The 20,574-nt window shown below is 63.3% G+C and carries 14 protein-coding genes, 1 pseudogene and 2 riboswitches; of the genes and pseudogenes, 8 read left to right on the top strand and 7 right to left on the bottom strand.

The window, feature by feature from the left end; translation table 11 throughout:
* Nucleotides 1-641, bottom strand: a 641-nt coding sequence (locus tag FSO04_RS40240; protein WP_233465184.1) for an IS6 family transposase, incomplete at its 3' end; no start/stop codon positions are given.
* A 48-nt stretch (nt 642-689) separates the two neighbouring features.
* Entirely contained in the window at nt 690-944 is a 255-nt protein-coding gene (locus tag FSO04_RS40245; RefSeq protein ID WP_154566988.1) for an Arm DNA-binding domain-containing protein, read from the bottom strand.
* 737 nt (nt 945-1,681) lie between these two features.
* Between FSO04_RS40245 and FSO04_RS40250 the strand changes: the two genes are divergently transcribed.
* The 4 genes and pseudogenes from FSO04_RS40250 to FSO04_RS40265 all read left to right on the top strand — a co-directional run bounded on the left by FSO04_RS40250 (nt 1,682) and on the right by FSO04_RS40265 (nt 7,175).
* Nucleotides 1,682-2,419 (top strand): response regulator transcription factor, encoded by a 738-nt coding sequence (locus FSO04_RS40250; RefSeq protein ID WP_154566989.1) that lies wholly within the window; start codon nt 1,682-1,684, stop codon nt 2,417-2,419.
* Nucleotides 2,416-3,955, top strand: a pseudogene (locus FSO04_RS40255) (FecR domain-containing protein). The gene FSO04_RS40250 and the pseudogene FSO04_RS40255 overlap by 4 nt, the downstream one beginning before the upstream one ends.
* A 66-nt stretch (nt 3,956-4,021) precedes the next feature.
* Nucleotides 4,022-6,544 carry a CHASE2 domain-containing protein gene (locus FSO04_RS40260; protein WP_154566990.1) on the top strand — a complete coding sequence of 841 codons (2,523 nt, stop codon included), beginning with the start codon at nt 4,022-4,024 and terminating at the stop codon, nt 6,542-6,544.
* A 34-nt stretch (nt 6,545-6,578) separates the two neighbouring features.
* Nucleotides 6,579-7,175, top strand: coding sequence for a DUF4136 domain-containing protein (locus FSO04_RS40265; protein ID WP_233465185.1), 597 nt, complete (start codon nt 6,579-6,581; stop codon nt 7,173-7,175).
* Between the two features lie 22 nt (nt 7,176-7,197).
* Here FSO04_RS40265 and bluB read toward each other — a convergent pair whose 3' ends face one another.
* From bluB to cobA, 4 genes are read right to left on the bottom strand one after another with little or no spacing between them, the layout of a single operon-like run.
* Nucleotides 7,198-7,857 (bottom strand): 5,6-dimethylbenzimidazole synthase, encoded by a 660-nt coding sequence (gene bluB, locus FSO04_RS40270; protein WP_154566992.1) that lies wholly within the window; start codon nt 7,855-7,857, stop codon nt 7,198-7,200.
* Nucleotides 7,841-9,139: a cobyrinic acid a,c-diamide synthase CobB gene (locus FSO04_RS40275; RefSeq protein ID WP_154566993.1), complete on the bottom strand. Its 1,299-nt coding sequence runs from the start codon at nt 9,137-9,139 to the stop codon at nt 7,841-7,843. The genes bluB and FSO04_RS40275 overlap by 17 nt, the downstream gene beginning before the upstream one ends.
* A 3-nt stretch (nt 9,140-9,142) precedes the next feature.
* Complete coding sequence (gene cobO / locus FSO04_RS40280) at nt 9,143-9,745, bottom strand: cob(I)yrinic acid a,c-diamide adenosyltransferase (protein ID WP_154566994.1); 603 nt, start codon at nt 9,743-9,745, stop codon at nt 9,143-9,145.
* Entirely contained in the window at nt 9,742-11,010 is a 1,269-nt protein-coding gene (gene cobA / locus FSO04_RS48900) for a uroporphyrinogen-III C-methyltransferase (RefSeq protein ID WP_372342787.1), read from the bottom strand. Before cobA ends, cobO begins: the two co-directional genes overlap by 4 nt.
* A gap of 224 nt (nt 11,011-11,234) precedes the next feature.
* Nucleotides 11,235-11,462, bottom strand: a riboswitch (cobalamin riboswitch).
* A 79-nt stretch (nt 11,463-11,541) separates the two neighbouring features.
* A riboswitch (cobalamin riboswitch) is annotated at nt 11,542-11,814 on the top strand.
* 185 nt (nt 11,815-11,999) lie between these two features.
* Between cobA and cobW the strand changes: the two genes are divergently transcribed.
* The 4 genes from cobW to FSO04_RS40305 all read left to right on the top strand — a co-directional run bounded on the left by cobW (nt 12,000) and on the right by FSO04_RS40305 (nt 18,645).
* On the top strand, nt 12,000-13,103 hold the full coding sequence (cobW, locus tag FSO04_RS40290; RefSeq protein ID WP_302273832.1) for a cobalamin biosynthesis protein CobW: 1,104 nt from the start codon (nt 12,000-12,002) through the stop codon (nt 13,101-13,103).
* A gap of 6 nt (nt 13,104-13,109) precedes the next feature.
* A complete protein-coding gene (gene cobN / locus FSO04_RS40295; RefSeq protein ID WP_154566996.1) occupies nt 13,110-16,910 on the top strand; it encodes a cobaltochelatase subunit CobN in 3,801 nt (1,266 codons plus the stop codon).
* Nucleotides 16,907-17,974 carry a magnesium chelatase ATPase subunit I gene (locus FSO04_RS40300; RefSeq protein WP_154566997.1) on the top strand — a complete coding sequence of 356 codons (1,068 nt, stop codon included), beginning with the start codon at nt 16,907-16,909 and terminating at the stop codon, nt 17,972-17,974. Before cobN ends, FSO04_RS40300 begins: the two co-directional genes overlap by 4 nt.
* Before the next feature lie 131 nt (nt 17,975-18,105).
* Entirely contained in the window at nt 18,106-18,645 is a 540-nt protein-coding gene (locus FSO04_RS40305; RefSeq protein ID WP_372342412.1) for a vWA domain-containing protein, read from the top strand.
* Between the two features lie 41 nt (nt 18,646-18,686).
* Here FSO04_RS40305 and FSO04_RS40310 read toward each other — a convergent pair whose 3' ends face one another.
* A complete protein-coding gene (locus tag FSO04_RS40310; protein ID WP_154566999.1) occupies nt 18,687-19,628 on the bottom strand; it encodes a flagellar brake protein in 942 nt (313 codons plus the stop codon).
* Nucleotides 19,629-20,574 lie beyond the last annotated feature (946 nt).

The following is a 20,574-nucleotide window of genomic DNA, read 5'->3' on the forward strand; positions in this document are numbered from 1 at the left end:
TCTTGATTCAGGCTCCTGGATTCACCGGGTGACACCGGTGGTTCTCTCCTTCTATGCGGCGAGAAGTGAGAACAACTTCTATAAGCGACCTCGTGTCGCACCTCCACGATGTTGTTCAAATACTTGATCTGACGAACCTTGATGGGCATCTCGCGCTCGACGTTCACCGCGCTAAGCGCGGCCAGATTGGCACCGCTTTTGTCGATGGTTACGGTCTCGGGCGAGCCGTTCTGACCAATTGCCTTTTCGAAGAAGCGCCGCGCAGCAGCCTTGTCCCGCTTGGCTCTGAACAGAAAATCGATGGTATTGCCCGCCTTATCCACTGCCCGGTAAAGATACTTCCACGAGCCCTTGACCTTGATATAGGTTTGGTCAACATGCCAGCTCTTGCCGACCGGCCGCTTGTGCTTACGAAATGTCTTTTCGAACAGTGGCACCACCTTGATGACCCAGCGATGCACCGTCGAATGATCACAAATGTCGCGCTCGGCCATCATTTCCTCGAGATTGCGAAAACTCAGCGAGTAGGCAACGTACCATCGCACACACAGCAGGATCACTTCAAGCGGATAGTGCAGCCGCTTCAGAACCTTAGCGATGTCTGGAGCAAGCGTCGTTCGTGGCGTCATTGTCTTCTTCATCGTGTGGCCAGAGCGTTTTCGTCCGCCTCGAATTTTACCTCGCCTGCGTTAATGCGACAGAGCCTCTTCGCCAGTATCACGGATGCCTCGTTTTGTCTCCCACTTAACGACTGCGGCGGCGAGAGGCATTGCTGGCCAATCCCCGAGCTTGATTTGTCGCATGTGACCGTCGAGAGGCGATCGGTATCGGTACGTCCAAGTGCGTCGAGTCGCCGTAGCTTCAAGTCGTAAGCCAGGGAAGTCGTCGAACGCTATATGTTGTTGCGGCTGAAGGAGCTTGGCTCGTCTGGCGTCGAACTTCATCTTGGGTCTGATGTCGGTTTCCGGACTACTTTGGTTGCAAAAAAACCTACGCTAAATGTTACGCTGGCCGCGAAGTTTTGCAACGCGATAGCGCACGTCGCCATTACGTCGATTGATCCGATTGTTGTCTTAAGTGATTGTTTTTAAAATTGTTTTTTTGGTGCCTGTGTGTTTCGATGTATATCTGCAATCGCATCCTTAAACCGGTTTGACAATTCTTAAACGATTTATTTTGAGACTGTTCCTATACTGACTCGCAAATTGTCAAATCGCTGTTTCCTGAGCGCCGGGGGGCACAGCCCGATAGGACAAAAGGCAGACGGGGCCAACCATTGTGCGAGCGAGACCAGCCGACTCGAATAACGACCCATTGAGGTCGATTTCAATAACAGGCAGAACCTGAGAGACGTTGGGGAAAATCCCATAGAACGGCCCGCAGTGGCCGAGCCGGGCCGGATAGCTGCATAAGTGCATCCGGGAAAAAGAACGGCCGTTTTCGATTATGATGATCTGCCCCCTCGGTAATCAGCGCGTTAAAGCCAAAAATGCGCGCTAATTTCGAGACAGTGGGGCGGCAGAACTGAACAGGGCGCGAGGCAAAGGACCGTTAATCGAAAAACAGTGCGGCCGAAGATGAAAACAGGAAGCTGGATCGTCGGTGTTCGCACCGCCATCCCGGCCATCTGCCGGCTCACCGGCCAACAGTTACGAAGGACGATGTCGCGTTGCGGGGTTTTATGAGAATTGCAGTCCTGGATGACGATTCGGCTCAAGCCGACCTTGTTTGCCAAACGCTGTCGGCGGCCGGCCACGTTTGTCATGCTTACGGCGCGGGCCGTGAACTGGTGCGGCAATTGCGGCGCCAGACCTTCGATCTGCTCGTGCTCGACTGGAACGTGCCCGACATGTCGGGCGAAGAGGTGCTGCGCTGGGTGCGCGAAAGCCTCTCCGAACGCTTGCCGGTCCTGTTCATGACGAGCCGCGGTCGCGAAACCGATATTACTTCGATCCTCAACACCGGCGCGGACGATTACGTCGTCAAGCCGGTCTCCGCGGCGGTCCTGCTGGCGCGTGTCGGCTCGTTGCTGCGCCGGGCGTACCACCTGAAGCCGTCTGCGGCGAAAGAAGTTTTCGGCGAATTCGAATTCGATCTGAGCGCGAAGCACGTGGTGGTGCGCGGCGCGACCGTCGCCGTGACGCAGAAGGAGTTCGAACTCGCGCTGCTGCTGTTCCAGCATCTGAGCCGGCCGTTGTCGCGCGCGCACATTCTCGACGTGATCTGGAAGCAGGCGACGGATATTCCTTCGCGCACGATGGACACGCACGTGTCGATGCTGCGCAGCAAGCTCGGCTTGCGCCCGGAATATGGCTATCGTCTGACGCCGATCTACGGCTATGGGTACCGGCTCGAGCGGATCGAATCCGGCTCGCCGTCCGTGGCCGCCGAAGAACGCCCCGAAGCGGGGGATGCGTGACGGTTGCTTTCGATGCGGTAGCGCCCGGCCGCGCAGGTTCGCCGGGCTGGCGCGCCGGCGCGATGCTGGCCGCCGGCCTGATTGCAATGACGTGCTTCGTACCGGTGTCGGCGGATGCGCAATCGTCGCGCGCGCCGAAGCCACGTAGCAAAACGGCGGCGCCAGTCTATGTGTCCTACGTGACCCACGACGGCGACACGTTGTACGAAATCGCCGGCCGCTATCTGCGCGACTCCGGCGATTGGGCCATGTTGAGCCGCCTGAATCATGTGCCCGCGCCACGCCGCTTGCCGGCCGGAATCACGCTGCGTCTGCCGGCCGACAGGCTCAGACAGGACCCCGAGTCGGCGCGCGTGATCGCAACGAGCGGTCCGGCGGAGCACGCCTTCGGCAAGAATCCTTTTACGCCGCTCACGGCGGGCACGACGCTCGGCGAAGGCGACCGCATTCGCACCGGCCATAACGGCTTTGTCACGCTGGAGTTGTCGGACGGCTCCTACATCACGGTGTCGCAGAATGGTGTGCTCGATATCGGCACGCTGCGGCGCACCGTGCTGACCGGCGCGGGCGATCGCGTACTCGATCTGAAGCATGGCGAAGTCGAGAGCCAGGTCACGCATGCCACCAAAAAGGACGACCGCTTCCAGATCCGCTCGCCATCGGTTGTGGCGGGCGGGCGCGGGGCGCGCTTCAAAGGCGCCCACGACGGGGACGCCCAAACCACCGCCGGGGGGAGGGCGGGCGGGGCGGGCGGCGGCGGCCCCGGCGGGTACGCGCTTCAAGGTCGCCTACGACGGCGACGCACAAACCACGGCAGTGGAAGTGCTGGACGGCGCGGTCGGCGTCGACCCGGCCGCCGTCGATGGCCGGATCTCCGCGCCGCCACCCGGCGTGCCGCTGCAGGCGTCGGCTCAACTCGTCAAGGCGCGCTTTGGCAGTATCACGCGGGCCGGCGGCGCGATCGGCGGTCCGGTGGAATTGCTGGCCGCGCCGTCGCTTACCGATCCGGCAAAAGTGCAGAACGGCAAAACGGTCGCTTTCGACCTCGTCCCCGCCGAGCGCGCCGTGGCCTATCGCGTACAGATTGCGCGCGATGCCGATCAGCTCGACCTGATTCGCGATCTGCGCGTGAGTGCGCCGCATGCGGACTTCGGCGATCTGGCCGACGGTACGTATTTCGTCCGTATCGCCGCGATCGACGCGAACGGACTCGAAGGCCTGCCGCAGGTTTACGGTTTCGAGCGGCGCCAACTGGGTCTGGATGCGTCGGCAGGCCCGCGCGCCGGCAGCCGCGACTACGAATTCCGCTGGTTCGTCAGCCGTTCCACGGTCGAGACGCGCTTTCGCTTTGTGCTGGCCACGACCGCCGACCTGCGCCATCCGCTCGTCGATAGGACCGATCTGACGGGCGGCCAGATTGTGGTGAGCGACCTGCCGGGCGGCGTCTACTACTGGACGATCGTCGCCGAGCAGTTCGAAAACGGCCGCTTCTACGAGAAGAGCAGCGCGGTCCGCTCGTTTACGCTTGCACGCTGACGCTGGTAGATTCACGGGGCCGGGTCGACAATCGACCCGTTCCTTAGTTCTCAACCACGCCACGCTTTGCCGACCACACACACGCGCCTGAGCCTCGACCCGCGCGCCCGCCTCGGACGGCGTGCCGGCCGCCGCTTCCTGCTCGAATGGGTGGCGATCGGCTGCCTGGGCATTGTGGTGATTCTGCTCAGTTCGCTCGGCCGGCTGACCGCCGGCGTCGATCATCTGGTCTACGACCGGTTTCTGAGTCTGCGCGCGCAACCGTTGCTGCGCGATATCGTGGTGCTCGAAATCGACAACGCCAGCATTGCGCAGCTTGGCCGCTGGCCATGGCCGCGCAGCACCCACGCCAGGCTGCTCGAACAGATTGCGAAGGCGAAGCCCGCCGCGGTGATCTACGACGTGCTGTTTACCGAAGCCAATCCGGAAGACACCGAACTCGCCCGCGCGGTCGCCCTGAGCCCCACCTATCTGCCGATGCTGCTGACCCCGCCGGACGGCGCCGGCCAGCGCGTCGCGGTCGAGCCGGTGGCGCCGCTCGTGCATGCCGCAGCCGGGCTTGGGCATATCAACCTTGAAGTCGATAGCGACGGCATCGTGCGCAGCGTCGCGCGGTTCGAGGGCGACGCGAATTCGCGCTGGCCGCAACTGATGGTGCCGGTCGCCCAGGCCGTCGAGCATGGCGCGCTGCAACTGAACGAGCGGCCGCACCGGCCGTCGTCCGGCGAGGCGGCGGCCCAATCCGATGACCATAATGAAGGCGAGGGCCGCTTCCTGATCCCTTTCGGTCCGAACGCGCAGAACTACGCGAAGCTGAGTTTTGCGGATGTGCTCGCCGGCAATGTCCCCGCGGACAAGCTGCACGGACGCATCGTGCTGATCGGCGTGACCGCGTCCGGCTTGTACGACCGCTTTGCCACACCGGTGTCCGGTGAGCTGGGGCCGCTGCCCGGTGTCTATATCCACGCGAACGTGCTCGATACGCTGCTGACCGGTCGCGAGCTCGAGCCCGCCGAGCCCTGGGTGCTGTTCGCGGTGTCGCTGGCGCCGCTCGCCGCGCTGCTCGCCGGCTTTCTGGTGCTGTCGCCGCGACGTTCGTTGCTGCTGACCGTCGCGTTGGGCGCGCTTGCCACCGTCGGCAGCGCGGCGCTGCTATACGGCGCGCGGCTGTGGATGTCGCCGGTGCCGGCGATCGCCGGTTTGATCGTGGTGTATCCGATCTGGAACTGGCGGCGCCTCGAAATGACGATGGCTTATCTGCGCGAAGAGTTGCAACGCCTCGCCGACGAGCCGCACCTCCTGCCGGAAACACCACAGCGCCGCCGCGAGTTCGGCGGTGACGTGCTGGAGCAGCATATGGCGCTGATGGCGCAGGCGGCGCAGCGCGTGCAGGACATGAAACGCTTCGTGTGGGACAGCCTCGACAGCATGCCCGAGCCGATCCTGGTGAGCGACGTGGAAGGCATCGTGCTGATTGCGAACCATGCCGCCAAGGCGCATTTCGCGCGTCTTGACGCACCGCTGCCGGAGGGCCGGCCGATGCGGGCCGTGTTGGGCGGCCTGACGCTGGTCAAGACCATCGATAGTGGCGCAGCGTCGGACGCCGAGAACAATCTCCTCGCGCATGCTCAGTGGCCGGCGCTGCTCGATCCCGCGCGCGGCGAGTTCGCCGAGCTGATGGCGCAAGGCGTCGAGGTGCGCGACGCCCACGAGCGCGACCATCTGTTGCGCTACGCGAATTGCACGAACGAGCAAGGTGAGACGACGGGCTGGATAGCGGGCCTGGTCGACGTATCGGCCTTGCACGCGGCCGAGCGCCAACGGGAAGACGCGTTGCGGCTGCTGTCGCACGATATGCGCTCGCCGCAGGCTTCGATTCTGGCGCTGGTGGAGATCGAGCGGGCGCGCAGCGAGCCGGTGCTCGCGCGTGGCCTGCTGGAACGCATCGAGCGTTATGCGCAACGTGCGCTGACGCTCGCCGACGATTTCGTGCAACTCGCGCGCGCCGAATCGCAAACCTATGTGCTCGAACCGGTGAGCATGACCGAGCTGTTGATCGACGCCAGCGACGAAGTCTGGCCGCAGGCCCACGCCAAGCGCATCACGCTGCAAACCGATACGGCCGGCGGGACCGATGCCGACGACGGCCACTGGATCTGCGCCGACCGCTCGCTGATGACGCGTGCACTCGTCAACATCCTGAACAATGCAGTCAAGTACAGTCCGCCGGATACGCGGATCACGTGCAGCCTGAAGAGCGTCGGCTGTCTCAGCGCACCACGCGGCCTGACGCAGATGGCCGCGCCCGCTGCGGCAAAACGTGTATCGTGCACGATTCGCGACGAAGGCTATGGGATTCCCGAGGAGCAGCAGGCGGGCCTGTTCGAGCGCTTCCGGCGCTTTCACGAGACGGAGCGGCCGGAAGTGGGCGGTGCCGGATTGGGCATGGCATTCGTCAAGACCGTCGTGACGCGTCATGGCGGCGATGTCGAGGTGGTCAGCGCGCCGGGCAAGGGGACCGCATTTACGATTTCCCTGCCGGCACTCGACGAAGCGCAAGCCGACGTGTCCACAATGCCACGCTCATGACTATGAACACTCATCTTATCGAAGCGAGAAGCCGGTGAAAGCGATATTGATCTGTGCTGCGCTGGCCGCGGCGAGTCTGACTGGATGCGCCGGTTTGAACGCCGACGTGCACACGGCGAATCCCTCGGCCGTGCTGCAGGGCGAGCGCACCTATACGATTGCGCGCATGCCGTCGCAGGATGTCAGCGCGGATCATCCGCAATTTGAAACGATGCTGCGCGATGAGCTGGCGAAGAACGGCTTCACCGATTCGGCGGGCAAGTCCGCGCACTATTTGCTGTCGATCGCGTATGACACGCGGCCGGCCGCAATCGGCGTGGGCGCGAAGGACTGCGCGCCAGGCGTGTGCGAACGCTCGCCCGAACCGCCGTTTTCGCTATTCGGCGGACGCGCTTATCAGCACGCGCTGACGCTGCGGTTTTTCGAGCAGTCGAGCGGACAGGAAGTCTACAAGGTGAGCGCGGCCAGCAGCGATCGCGATGCCGACCCGCTGCATGCGATGCCGGTGCTGGTGAAAAGCGCGCTGGCAAAATTTCCGTTCGATGCGCCGCCCGACTGGCGCGTGAAACTGCGAACCGATCAGGCGGGCGGCGTGCCGGATGTGGTTTCGGTCAAGCCTGTTCAGCCGTAGCAGTCAGAGGTCTGCGCCCCCGTTATTCCGGCGCTTTGTCGTCTGCCGGCCAGCGATTTTCGAACACGCAATCGGCGAGCGGCATGCGGCTCGCCCAGCGTTCGGTTTCCAGCATCGGCTCGCTATAGAACTGATCGACGTGGCCGAGACACAGGATCGCCACCGGCCGTGCGCCCTCGGGCATATGCAGCAGCGTACGCACCGTGTCGACGTCGAATAGCGACACCCAGCCCATTCCCAGACCTTCCGCCCGTGCGGCCAGCCACATGTTCTGGATCGCGCACGCCACGGAAGCCAGGTCCATTTCCGGCAAGGTGCGGCGTCCGAAGATGTGACGCTCGCGGCCGTCCATCAGCGCCATCACCAGCAGTTCGCCGCATTCCAGCATGCCTTCCACTTTCAGCTTCATGAACTCTTCGCGACGCTTGCCGAGTGCGTCGGCGGTGGCGAGGCGTTCGCTTTCGACGCTCGCGTGCAGCGCCGTGCGCAAAGCCGGGTCGGTAATGCGCGCGATGCGCCATGGCTGCATGAAGCCGACGCTCGGCGCATGATGCGCCGCATCGAGCAGGCGTTGCAGCACGGCAGGGTCAACCGGGTCGCGCACGAAATGGCGCATGTCGCGCCGCTCGTAAATCGCGCGGTAGACGGCTTCGCGTTCGGAATCGTTAAAAGGCTTCGCCATGGAACAGGGCGGCCGTGAAGGCCGGGTTGGAGGGCCAATAAGCATGCATATAGGTTGCCACGATCGAGCCGGCGCGGAATACGGCCTCGCCGGGGGCATCGTTATTTGGCCGGGTGGCTGAACGCAGCGGCGTGAGCGGCGTCGTCAGCTTTGAGTAGTGAAATGTGTGGCCGGTCATTGAACCGTGCAGGCTGTCGATCTGTTGCATGCCGAGCGCGGTGAAGCGCGTTTGCATTGTTGCATGGCCGGGCAGCAGGCCGAGCATCGGCGTTGTGGTGCCGCCCGTGTCGGTCAACTGTTCAAGCAGGTAGAGCATACCGCCGCATTCGGCGACGACCGGTTTGCCTGCTGCAGCATGCGCGAGAATCGTTGCGGCACTGCGCAGATTGCGGGCGAGCAATTCCGCATGCAGTTCGGGATAGCCGCCTGGCAGGTACAGGGCGTCGGCATGCTCCGGCAGCGCTTCATCGGCGAGCGGTGAGAAATAATCGATGTGCGCGCCGAGTGTCGCCAACAGCGTGACGTTGGCCGGATAGATGAACGAGAATGCGGCATCGCGCGCAATGGCGATGCGCTTGCCTTCCAGAAGACGCGGCGGTGCTTCTTCTATAGGCGTGCCGAATTCGACCGGCGGCGGCAATTTGGCCAGCGCGGTTTGCGCGAGCGCATCGGCGGCGCGATCCAGACGTGTGTCAAGATCGTCGATCTCCGCCGCCTGATGCAAGCCGAGATGGCGGTCGGGCAGCTCGATCTCGTCGTTGCCGCTGATGTGCCCGCACCAGCGCAGGTCCGGCGGCAAAGTCTCTTCAAGCATTTGCGCGTGCCTTGGCGAACCGACGCGATTGGCGAGCACGCCGTAAAACGGTACCTCCGTCCTGAATTGCGCAAGGCCGAAAGCGACCGCGCCGAAGGTCTGCGCCATGGCTTTCGCCGAAATCACCGCGAGTACCGGCACGCCGAATGTGGTTGCCAGATCTGCGCTGCTCGGCGTGCCGTCGAACAGACCCATCACGCCTTCGATCAGAATCAGATCCGCTTCGGCGGCCGCCTGCGCGAGCAGATTGCGACAGGCCGACTCACCCACCATCCACAGATCGAGCGACAGGACTGGCGCCCCGCTGGCACGCGCCAGGATCATCGGGTCGAGAAAGTCGGGGCCGGTCTTGAATACGCGCACGCGTCGCCCCTGTCGCCGATGGTAGCGAGCCAGACCCGCGGTAATCGTGGTCTTGCCTTGGCCCGACGCGGGCGCGCTAATGAACAGGGCGGGGCACGCGGACATCGCTCAGAACTCCACGCCACGCTGCGCTTTCACGCCTTGCTCGCGATACGGGTGCTTGACGATGCGCATTTCGGTGACGAGGTCGGCGGCTTCGATCAGCGCGTCCGGCGCGTGACGGCCGGTCACCACCACGTGCAGCATCGCCGCGCGCGCGTTCAGTACCGACAGTACTTCGTCGAGCGGCAGGTATTCGTATTTCAGCACGGTGTTCAGTTCGTCGAGGATCACCATCTGATAGTCGCCGCTTTCGATCATGCGACGTGCTTCGTTCCACCCTTTGCGCGCGGTGGCGATGTCGGCGTCGCGATTCTGCGTGTTCCAGGTGTAGCCGTCGCCCATCGTGACGAAGTCGCAATTGGCGATTGCGCCGAGGAAGTCGCGCTCCGACGTATGCAGCGCGCCCTTGATGAATTGCACGACGCCGAGGCGCATGCCGTGCCCGAGCACGCGCACGGCCATGCCGAACGCTGCGGTGGTTTTGCCTTTGCCGGTGCCGGTATTGACGATCAGCAGACCTTTTTCGACGGTGGCGCTGGCCTGCTTTTTCTCATGGCCCTCGCGCCGGCGTTCGGTCATGCGCTGATGGGATTCGGGATCGGTCTTCATGGGAGGTCCTGTTCTTGAGCGTCGGTGTTTGTGTGTTCGCGGGCGGGGCGGGCGGTGGTCGATGCTATCGCGACTGTGACGCCGGCGTGTACGGTTTTGCGCACGAGTAGCCGTGCGTTGGGGGTGTCGGCTGCAGACGAGGCAACTGGGGTAATTGATCCAACCGATGCATGGGCCGCACCAGGTACGCTGGCTGCACCAGATTCGGCCGCCGCAGCGAGCAAGGCGCACGGCTCACAGACGCCGTCTATGCCGAGATGCTCGCGTGCGGCCGCCGACGGATCGTCCACGGAGATCGCCGCAATTTGCTCGCGGCTGAACAGCTTCAGCGGCAGCGCATGACGTGCGCAGAATTCGAGTAAGCCGGCTTCCTGGGCTTTGACGTCGACCGAGGCGATCGTGCTGATTTCGTCGAATGGATGCGAGCCGAGCGTGGCACGTACAGCCGTTTCGATTTCCTCGGCGGAGCTGTGCAAACGACAACCGATACCGACCGTTAGCGTTTTCATTGCGTGTCCGCGGGGTTCGCTGCCAACATTCACCGCATGCCGCGCCAACGCCAGCGACGCCACACCGCCGATCACCACGATCGCCGGCGAGCCGAGCCCGGCGCGCGAGACCGTATCCGCGAACTCGCCGAGCCGCGCGAGCGCATGCCGTTGCTCGGGGCGCGTAGCCGATTCGATCGCCGCGCACGGCGTATCGGCGCTCATCCCGGCCGCGAGCAACGCGTCGACGATTTCGTTCAGCCGCCGCATGCCCATGTAAATCACCAGCGTCATCCGCGTGGCGACGAGCGCGGCCCAGTCCGGCTCGCCGCTGCCGGCGCCGTGTCCGGTGACGAACACCACACCTTGCGCGTGATCGCGATGCGTCACAGGAATGCCGATTGCCGCGGGCGCCGCAATCCCGGCGGTGATGCCGTTGATCACGTCCACGCGGATGCCCGCGGCATGTAGCGCTTGCTGTTCTTCGCCGCCACGGCCGAACACGAACGGATCGCCGCCTTTCAAACGGGCGACGCTGCGTCCCGCCTGCAGATGTTCGAGCATTTGCGCGACGATGCCGGCCTGCGGCGTCGACGGATGCCCGCCACGTTTGCCGACGTACACGACCAGCGCGTCGGCGCGCGCGAACTGCAGCACGTCGGGGTTCACCAGATCGTCGACCAGGACCACATCGGCTTGCGCCAACGCGCGCGTTGCCTTGAGCGTCATCAGTTCGACATCGCCGGGGCCGGCGCCGATCAGCCAGGCGCGGCTCATTGCGGCGTGCATGGCGTGCGCCATGTCGTGATAAACGGAAACGGATGAGGCTCGATGAGGCCGGAGGCGACGGAAATTGAGGTCATGCGGTGCTACGGATTACGCGCGACGAATAACGCTGCTCGCCGCGTTTCTCACAGGGAAACGCCAACGGCCGCGCGACGTCGTGCTTCAGCGCCTTCACATCCGTCCCTCGCGGATTCCGGCGGCCGGCAGCGTGACGTTCGCTGCCTCCGCGTCTGGCCGGTATCCGGGCTGGCGGCCTCATGCGTTTTGCCTTCCCGTCCGGATTCGTCGGACAGTGGCATCAAAAACGCATGCGCGATGCGAAAGCACCGCAGGTCGCTTACCGTTGCGGGGACAGCACAGGTTGAGCGCAGCGAGCGCGGCCTGTTTCCCGTTTAACTGCACATGCGAACGCATATGCGGGCACCAAACGCGCGCATACGATAGCACACGGCGGGCCGCGCCGGCACTGTGGAAAGGCCTTGCCGCAGCCCGCGGTTCCTTGACGGCACGGGGCGCTCGGCCTACACTCGCACGCACTTTGGTGCTCGCGTGCGCGCTCGTGCGCATGCAGTTAAACGGGAAACAGGGTGCCCACCTGCAATGGACCGGGTCAACCTGTGCTGCCCCCGCAACGGTAAGCGAAAAGCGGTGCGTTCAAGAGCGCCGCGGAGCCGGCTTCGATGTCCACGCGCAAGGCCGCGTCGGCATATAACCACTGGGCGAGAAACCACTCGTCCGGGAAGGGGAAGCGGCGCTTTCGCCAGCCCGGATACCGGCCAGACTACGAAGAACGACCATCGCGGGGATGCGGTGGCGCGTTCATGACCTCATTCTCGTTTTCTGTTTTTCGGTTGCCTCGGCAACGCCGTTGTTCGTCCCCGTGTCTGGTTAATGTCGTGGTTTGGGGCATGTGCCCCGTTTGCCCAACCTGTACACAATGCGCCGGCGTGCACGAGCAGCTCCTACGGATGGACCTCACGATGCAAACTCAAATGCGCAAGATCCCCGTCACCATCGTCACGGGCTTTCTCGGCAGCGGCAAGACCACGCTGCTGCGGCACATTCTTCAGCATGCGGGCGGCAAGCGCATCGCGGTGATCGTCAACGAGTTCGGCGAACTCGGCATCGACGGGGAAATCCTCAAGGGTTGCGGCATCGGCTGCGATGAAAACGGCGTCGAAACCGAAGGGCAACTGTATGAACTCGCGAACGGCTGCCTGTGCTGCACCGTGCAGGAAGAGTTTTTCCCGGTGATGGAAAAGCTGGTGGAGCGCCGCGAGCAGATCGATCATGTATTGATCGAGACGTCCGGCCTCGCATTGCCGAAGCCGCTGGTCCAGGCGTTCAACTGGCCGCAGATCAAGAATAGCTTTACCGTCGACGCGGTCGTTACCGTGGTTGACGGCCCGGCCGCGGCGAGCGGCCAGTTCGCCGACAACCCGGTCGCCGTGGATGCGCAACGCAAGGCCGATCCGAATCTCGATCACGAATCGCCGTTGCACGAATTGTTCGAAGACCAATTGTCGGCGGCCGATCTGGTGATTCTGAACAAAACGGATCTGCTCGACGACGCGCAGCAGGCTTCTGTCGAGGCCACCATCCGCGAAGAAATTCCGCCGCAAGTGAAGATCGTGCGCGCGCAGATGGGTCAACTCGACCTGCATACGCTGCTGGGCCTTGAAGCGGCGTCGGAAGAAACGATTCATCTGCGCCACGACCATCACGGTTCGGCCGAAGACGCCGATCACCATCACGACGAGTTCGATTCGGTGGTGGTGCACGCGAATGTTTCGTCGCGCGAAGCCGTGATCGCCGCGTTGCAGGGCCTCGTCGAAACCAACACGATTTACCGCGTGAAAGGGTTCGCGGCGTTGCCGGGTGCGGCGATGCGCTTGGTGATCCAGGGCGTGGGCCGTCGTTTCGATAGTTATTTCGACCGGCGCTGGCAAGCGGGTGAAACGGGCGCAGAGCAACAAAGCCGCTTCGTGCTGATCGGCGAAGACCTCGACCAGGCCGCGCTGCAACAGGCATTCGACGCTGCGTTGGGCGCCGTCGCGAACAGCGCCCAGCCGCAACAGGCGTAACCTGTCATGCATCTGCTGCGCACTACGCCGGGCGGTTTTGTCGACGATACACAGGGCGTGATCCGGATCGATCAACGGCCCGCCGATATCGTGGTGCTCAGCTCCGCGGATACCACGCTGTCGTTGCTCGCGAGCGTGTTTCCTCGTCTGGGCGCGGGTTTTCCGAGCGTGCGGCTTGCGAACGTCACGTATTTGCGGCAACCGGCTTCGGTCGATTTCTATGTCGAAGACGTGTTGCAGCATGCGCGTGTCGTGGTGGTCGATCATCTCGGCGGCGAGGCGTACTGGCCGTACGGCATCGAACAGGTGGTCGCGCTCGCCGAGCGCAAGCAGCAGACGCTCGCGATGTTCTCCGGCGATCTGCAGGAAGACCCGAATCTGCTCGCGCGCAGCACCGCCGACGCCGATCTGTGTCATCAGCTATGGCGCTATCTGCGTGAAGGCGGCCCGCAGAATGCCGAGGCGTTCCTGCGCTTTCTCGCGTACCGCGCGCTTGGCTGGGGGCGCGAGCCTGCGCTGCCGCGCGCGTTGCCTGCCGCGACGCTCTACCATCCCGAACGCGACACGCCGACCATTGCCGACTGGCAGGCGCGCTGGCGGGAGGGCGCGCCGGTCGCTGCGATTCTGTTCTACAAGGCGCATCTGCAAGCGGCCAACACGGCCGTGTTCGACGCCCTGATCGATGCGCTCGAAGCGCAAGGCCTGAATCCGCTGCCGATCGCGATTACCTCGCTTAAAGACGCGATGAGCCGCGACGTCGTACAGCAGTTGTGCGCGCAACATGATGTCGCGCTGGTGCTGAATACAACCGCATTCGCCGCGTCCGCTATCGATGACCCCGAGCCGCTTGCGCTCGCCGGCGACGCGCCGGTGATGCAGGTGATCCTGAGCGGCGGCAATCGCGAGGATTGGGTCAAGGACAATCAGGGCCTCAACTCGCGCGATATCGCCATGCATATTGCGCTGCCGGAAGTGGACGGCCGCATCATCACGCGGGCGATCAGCTTCAAGGGCCTCGCCTATCGTTGTCCGCATACCGAAGTCGACGTGGTCCGCTACCAACCGGACCTCGAACGCGTCGGCTTTCTGGCCGAATTGAGCCGCCGCTGGTGCCGTCTGCGCACGCTCGATAACGCGGACAAGAAACTTGCGCTGATCCTCGCCAACTATCCGATGAGCGAAGGGCGCATCGGCAATGGCGTAGGGCTCGACACCCCGGCCTCGGTGGTCGGCATTCTGTCCATGTTGCGCGATGAGGGATATCGCGTGGCCGAGCTGCTCGCCGACGGTGACGCGCTGTTGAAGAAGCTGACCGAAGGCGTGACCAACGATCCGGTCGTGCGTGACTTGCGGCCTGCGTTGCAAAGCCTCGCGCTCGACGACTATCTTGTGTACTTCAATGCGTTGCCCGCCGAAGCTCGCAATGCGCTGAACGCGCGTTGGGGCTCACCCGAGCAGGATCCGACACTGCGGCGCGGCCGTTTCATGATCGCGGGCTGGCGTTGCGGGCAGGTGTTCGTTGGGATTCAGCCGTCGCGTTCGCGCGAGCAGGGCGATTACGCGAGCTATCACGACGCTGAACTCGTGCCGCCGCATGCGTATCTGGCGTTCTATTTCTGGCTGCGTCATCAGTTCGGCATCGACGCGGTCGTGCATGTCGGCAAGCACGGCAATCTCGAATGGCTGCCCGGCAAGAGCGTCGCGTTGAGCGATGCCTGCTGGCCCGATCTGATTCTCGGCCCGATGCCGCATCTGTATCCGTTCATCGTCAACGATCCGGGCGAGGGCAGTCAGGCGAAGCGTCGCGCGCAGGCCGTCATCATCGATCACCTGATGCCGCCGCTCACGCGCGCCGAAAGTTACGGGCCGTTGCAGGACCTCGAGCGCCAGGTCGACGAATACTATGAAGCACTGATGGTCGACCCGCGCCGCTCGAAGCTGTTGAGGCGCACCATTCTCGCGACCATCGTCGAGCATAAGCTGCATGACGAGTTGAGTCTTGCGGAGCCGAACGGTCAGGACGATGAAGATGCGCTGCTGACGCGCGTCGATGCGTGGCTGTGCGAGTTGAAGGAGGCGCAGATTCGCGACGGCTTGCATACGTTCGGGCAGTCGCCTGAGGGTGTGCAGCGGCGCGATACGTTGCTGGCGCTGGGGCGCTTTCCGGTCGGCGATGGCCAGGGCGGCAAGGCTGGTTTGATCGACGCGTTGGCGCGCGATCTGCTGATGGATCATCTGTTCGATCCGTTGTCGGTGGACTGGGCTGCGGCGTGGGACGGTCCACGTCCTGAGGTATTGCAGCGGGTGAGCGATGCGCCCTGGCGGCATTGTGGCGATACACGCGAGCGTCTGGAACTGCTGGCGGCTGAGATGTTGCGTGAAGTGTGCGGCCATGAAACGTCCGATGCGGCGCCCGCAAGCGGAACTTTGCCGCAAGCCGAACGCGTGATCGAACGTCTGCGCAACGACGTATTGCCGCGGCTCGACGCCTGCGGTCCGCAGGAAATGCTGAACCTGAAGCGCGGCCTTGAGGGGCGTTTCGTGCCGCCGGGGCCGAGCGGTTCGCCGTCGCGCGGACGGCCCGACGTGCTGCCTACCGGCCGCAATTTCTATTCGGTCGATACGCGCGCAGTGCCGACGCAAGCGGCATGGTCGCTCGGTTTGAAATCCGCGCAGCAGTTGATTGAACGGCATTTGCAGGAGAAGGGCGACTATCCGCGCGCGATCGGCCTCTCGGTATGGGGCACCGCGACCATGCGCACCGGTGGCGACGATATCGCCCAGGCACTCGCTTTACTCGGCGTGCGGCCGAAGTGGGCTCCAGGCAGTCATCGCGTGACCGATTTCGAAATCATGCCGATCGAGGCCTTCGACCGGCCGCGTATCGACGTCACGTTGCGCGTATCCGGCTTTTTCCGCGATGCCTTCGCGAACGTGATGCATCTGTTCGACGCCGCCGTGCAGGCCGTGGCCGAACTCGACGAGCCCGAAGAACTGAACCCGATCCGCGCGCGTGTGCTGCGCGAACGCGACGTGCTGATTGCGCGCGGCATGGACGCCGCCGAGGCGCGCAAGCGTGCCGGCTGGCGCGTGTTCAGCGCGCGGCCTGGCGCTTATGGCGCGGGTCTGCAGGACATGATCGACTCGCAGCAATGGCAAACCGACGCCGATCTCGCGAACGCCTATCAGGCCTGGGGCGGTTACGCCTACACTCAGAAAAGCGCCGGCGAAGAAGCGCGCCAGGCATTCGGCACACGTCTCGCCGCAATGGACGTCGTGCTGCAGAACCAGGACAACCGCGAGCACGACCTGCTCGATTCGAACGATTACTACCAGTTCCAGGGTGGCATGGTCGCGGCTGTGCGGCACCTGACTGGCACTCAACCACAGATCTATCACGCGGATCACAGCAATCCGGCCGCGCCACGCGTGCGCACGCTGCATGAAGAGATCGCGCGGGTGGTCCGCTCGCGCGTGGTCAATCCGAAATGGCTCGATGGCGTGAAACGCCATGGCTACAAGGGTGCCGCCGAAATCGCGGCGACGGTCGACTATCTCTACGGCTACGACGCAACCGCGCGCGTGATCGCCGATCATCAATATGCGCTCGTCACCGACGCTTATCTGAACGACGCCGACACGCGCGAGTTCTTGCAACGGCACAATCCGCACGCCATGCATTCGATCTGCGAGCGTCTGCTCGAAGCGATGCAGCGCGGCTTGTGGCAGGCGCCCGGCGACTATCGCGCGCAAGTCGAACAGCATCTGCTCGCGAGCGAGCAGCAGATCGAAGGAATGCAAACATGAATGCTGCGACCCAACGGCTCGCTTTCCCCTTTGCCGCGCTGATTGGCCAGACGCCATTGCAGCAGGCGCTCCTGCTCGCTGCGATCGATCCTGGTCTGGGTGGCGTGCTGGTGAGCGGGCCCCGCGGCACGGCGAAGTCGACCGCGGCGCGCGCGCTCGCGGAGCTGTTACCCGAAGGGCAATTGGTGAATTTGCCGCTGGGCGCGAGTGAAGACCGCCTGATCGGCACGCTCGATATCGAAACCGTGCTGCGCGATGGCTCGGTGCGTTTTTCGCCTGGCTTACTCGCGAAAGCGCATCGCGGCGTACTGTATGTCGACGAGGTGAATCTGCTGCCCGATGCGCTCGTCGATGCGTTACTCGATGCGGCTGCCAGTGGAGTGAATACCATCGAACGCGATGGCGTCTCGCATAGTCACGATGCGAGCTTCGTGCTGATCGGCACGATGAATCCGGAAGAAGGCGAGTTGCGGCCGCAACTGATCGATCGATTTGGTTTGATGGTCGGGTTGCAGAACTGTTTTGAGCCACAGGTGCGTCAGCAGATCGTCAAGGCACGTCTGGCGTTCGATCTCGATCCGCAGGGTTTTCGTGCCGGCTATACGCAGCAACAGGAAACGTATGTTCAGCGGATTCATGCGGCACGTGAAGTGCTGCCGCAACTTGACTTCGACGACGCCGTGCATGCGCATGTGAGTGCGCTGTGCATCGACGCGGCGGTCGATGGGTTGCGTGCCGATCTCGTGATGTTGCGCGCGGCGCGGGCATTGGCGGCGCTGGAGCAGGCGGCTGCGGTGACGACGGAGCATGTCGAACGGGTCGCTGAGTCGGTGCTGATGCATCGGCGCCACGATCGCGAGACGCGTGCAGGTGGCGACGCACGTGAGAGTGAAGCGCCGCGGCAGGTTGTCGACGATGCGGATGCTGCGTCCTCGCCATCTTCACTAGATTCAACGTCAAGCGCCGCCGCTGCCGGCGATAGCGATTGGGGTTACTTGTCACCGCAGCCCGCAGGCGTCGCGCAGGTGAAAGGCGTCATTCCGCTCAACGCAAAAAAACGCTGAGCCATCGGAAGGGTGCCGCCGCTGACTCGCGCAGCGGTTTTCGATGGCGGCAAGGTGCCGGCGCAGGTCCGCGTAGCCGCTTGCAAGGTGCGCCGGGCAAGCGCATTGCATGGCTGCCGACGCTCATCGCAATGCGTCAGGACACGTTGCGCACCGAGCATCTGCGTTTCGCGCGAGAGGCGCCGCGGGGCGGGGTGCTGCATTGCTTTGTGCTCGATTGCTCCGGTTCCATGCTTGGCGGCCAACGCCTCGCGCTCGCCAAGGGTCTGCTGATCGCGTTGTTCGATCGCGCCAGTGCCGCTCGCGCCGAGGCGGCGCTGGTGTGTTTTGGCGGGGCTGGTGCCGATCTGCGCTTCGGTCCGGCTGTGCCGCGCTGGTGGAACGAGCGGTGGCTAAGACCGGTGGGCGGGGGCGGTGGGACGCCGTTAGCGTCCGGCGTACGTCATGCCGCGCAGGTGCTGGAGCGCAGCGTCCGACGCAAGCCCGCGCAGCAGCGCTGGCTGTGGATTCTGACCGATGGGCGCAGTGGCGATCAACCGACGCGGCCGCGACACGCGGATGAGGTGGTATTCGTCGACTTCGAGCGAGCGGCGATACGGTTGGGCCGTTGCCAGGCACTTGCCGATGCATGGGGCGCGGCGCTGTTTACGCCGGACGAACTGATCGCCTGAGTCTGAGCGACACGCGCGACGGCCGGCACGTTTTCGCGCGCTTATTTCAAACCGTTGGACCAGTACTGCACGTCGTCCTGGCGGTCGAATACGAAGACTTTCATCGCCATCTGCTGCGCGGCGTCGAGTTGATCGAGTTCGAGGCCGTGGGTCGACGGCTCGCCCGGCGCACTGCCTTTCTGCACGTTGCGGATGACTGCGGTGGTTTCGATCTCCGTTTGCATCTCCGCCGATTTGAGGCAGAAGGCGATGCGCAGTCGTTCGCCGACTGCACCCAGCGTCCACGAAGTGGCCAGCGACATGCCGAGTGCGCTGATGCTTTTGGCGAGGCCCAGACCGTCGTATGAGTCGCCGGTTTCGCCGATGCCGAAGCGCACCGCGAGGTGCGCGTGGACGCGGATCGACTTGCGTTCGCGCAGGCGGCGGATCACACCGGGCTTCGATAGCACTACGTAGTCGAATGGGGCGCAGCACACGGCCTCGACTGTGCAGACGAAACGAAACACGGCATGGCTTGCTATGGCGACGATCTCGATGTTTTCACCGAGGCGCAGCGGGAGGATGCGGCCGTCTTGCAGTGGCGGCGTGACGAAGAGCGCATGGTTGGGCGCGAAACCGATGATGCGGCATGGATGCATCGGGGCACCGCTGCCGAGCTGCGACCGTACGCCGATTAATGCACCTATCGTCAGGTGCATGTCTTTTAGTGTGAGGTTGCCGGCGGTGTCGGCGGGGTGGTCGGTTTGGGACTCCGGTTGTGGGGCCTTTGCCAGCAGGTCGCCGCGGTGCGGGTGGAAGTTGTCGAAGAGGAATTTGCGCTCGTCCGTGGTCGCCAGGATGGTGCCGTCGGCGAAGAGGAGCGTGCCGTCGGAGTCTGCGATTGGCCAGTCGAGAGGGGTGCCTACTGGTACGGCTTCCAGAGTCAACGACGGTGTTGGGGCCGCGGCTTGAGCTTCGGCTTGGGCTTCTGTCTGGTTTTCCATGGTCGGCGGCTAAATATGTGGCGGGATTACTTGTTTACGGCTGTGCTGGGCGGGAGCTTTAGGGGTTGTTTGTCTAGGGGCTGTGGTTTTCCTTGATTTGTTAGTGGTCTATTGGCGTTGCCCCTGTGCGGGGCGGCACCTACTTTTCTTTGCCGGCTGCAAAGAAAAGTAGGCAAAAGAAAGCAGCTCAAACCGCTCATGCTAAGTGGGCACCGTGGCCTGCAACGGGTAGTGGTGCATCTGGAATCTGGGTTCGTGCACCTGCATACGCCAGTGACAAGGGCGTCATTCTTCCGGCGGCGCTGCGCGCGCCGAAGAGTACTTCATAACGCCACTCCCCTCGGTTGCGCTTCCTGTTTGTCTTTGCCTTCCAGTTTTACTGTGCCCCTTCGTTCACTCATTCCCTCGGCCTCCTGTGTTCCCCCCCCAGCATCCTCCGTCTCCTCCGCTTCTTGCGGCGTGAGTTCGCTCGTTAGTATTGGCGCCTCTCGCTTGCAAAAAATCACGATCGCTGTTATTGGCCGATAATTAACTTGGATACCTAAGTATTTTTCTGGCGCCGTGAAGTGGACTGCTTCGGCGTCTCTCAACTTTTTGAAAATAATTGCACTGAGGGGATTGACGATGTGCCGACCGTTCTCCATAATCTCGTTTCTCTGCTGCTGATGCAGCGACGCAGAACGAAGCGGTGCCGGGTGGTTGTGATGTTGACGACGCGCGGCGCTGTTCCGGTAGTGAGTGCGTAATCGATCTTTAAAAATTAACAGCCGATAAGTGTGGGCGCTTGATGCGCGACGCGCCGGTGGATCCTTCGGGGTTTGCCGGAAGCGAAAGTATCAAGTCTCACACGAGTATTAAAGGAAGGTTTTCCTGTCGGGGTGGATTCACGCCGGCAGGTTAATCATTCGTCAGTACGTTGAGTGAGCGACCGGTTCTTAACTGAACC

It is taken from the genome of Paraburkholderia madseniana, assembly GCF_009690905.1.
GTDB lineage: Bacteria > Pseudomonadota > Gammaproteobacteria > Burkholderiales > Burkholderiaceae > Paraburkholderia > Paraburkholderia madseniana.

Coding starts and splice junctions, on each gene's coding strand:
- FSO04_RS40245 (WP_154566988.1), bottom strand. CDS start 944: ATGAAGTTCGACGCCAGACGAGCCAAGCTCCTTCAGCCGCAACAACAT.
- FSO04_RS40300 (WP_154566997.1), top strand. CDS start 16,907: ATGAATGCTGCGACCCAACGGCTCGCTTTCCCCTTTGCCGCGCTGATT.
- cobO (WP_154566994.1), bottom strand. CDS start 9,745: ATGAAGACCGATCCCGAATCCCATCAGCGCATGACCGAACGCCGGCGC.
- FSO04_RS40275 (WP_154566993.1), bottom strand. CDS start 9,139: ATGTCCGCGTGCCCCGCCCTGTTCATTAGCGCGCCCGCGTCGGGCCAA.
- FSO04_RS40305 (WP_372342412.1), top strand. CDS start 18,106: ATGCGTCAGGACACGTTGCGCACCGAGCATCTGCGTTTCGCGCGAGAG.
- cobN (WP_154566996.1), top strand. CDS start 13,110: ATGCATCTGCTGCGCACTACGCCGGGCGGTTTTGTCGACGATACACAG.
- bluB (WP_154566992.1), bottom strand. CDS start 7,857: ATGGCGAAGCCTTTTAACGATTCCGAACGCGAAGCCGTCTACCGCGCG.
- FSO04_RS40310 (WP_154566999.1), bottom strand. CDS start 19,628: ATGGAAAACCAGACAGAAGCCCAAGCCGAAGCTCAAGCCGCGGCCCCA.
- FSO04_RS40250 (WP_154566989.1), top strand. CDS start 1,682: ATGAGAATTGCAGTCCTGGATGACGATTCGGCTCAAGCCGACCTTGTT.
- cobW (WP_302273832.1), top strand. CDS start 12,000: ATGCAAACTCAAATGCGCAAGATCCCCGTCACCATCGTCACGGGCTTT.
- cobA (WP_372342787.1), bottom strand. CDS start 11,010: ATGAGCCGCGCCTGGCTGATCGGCGCCGGCCCCGGCGATGTCGAACTG.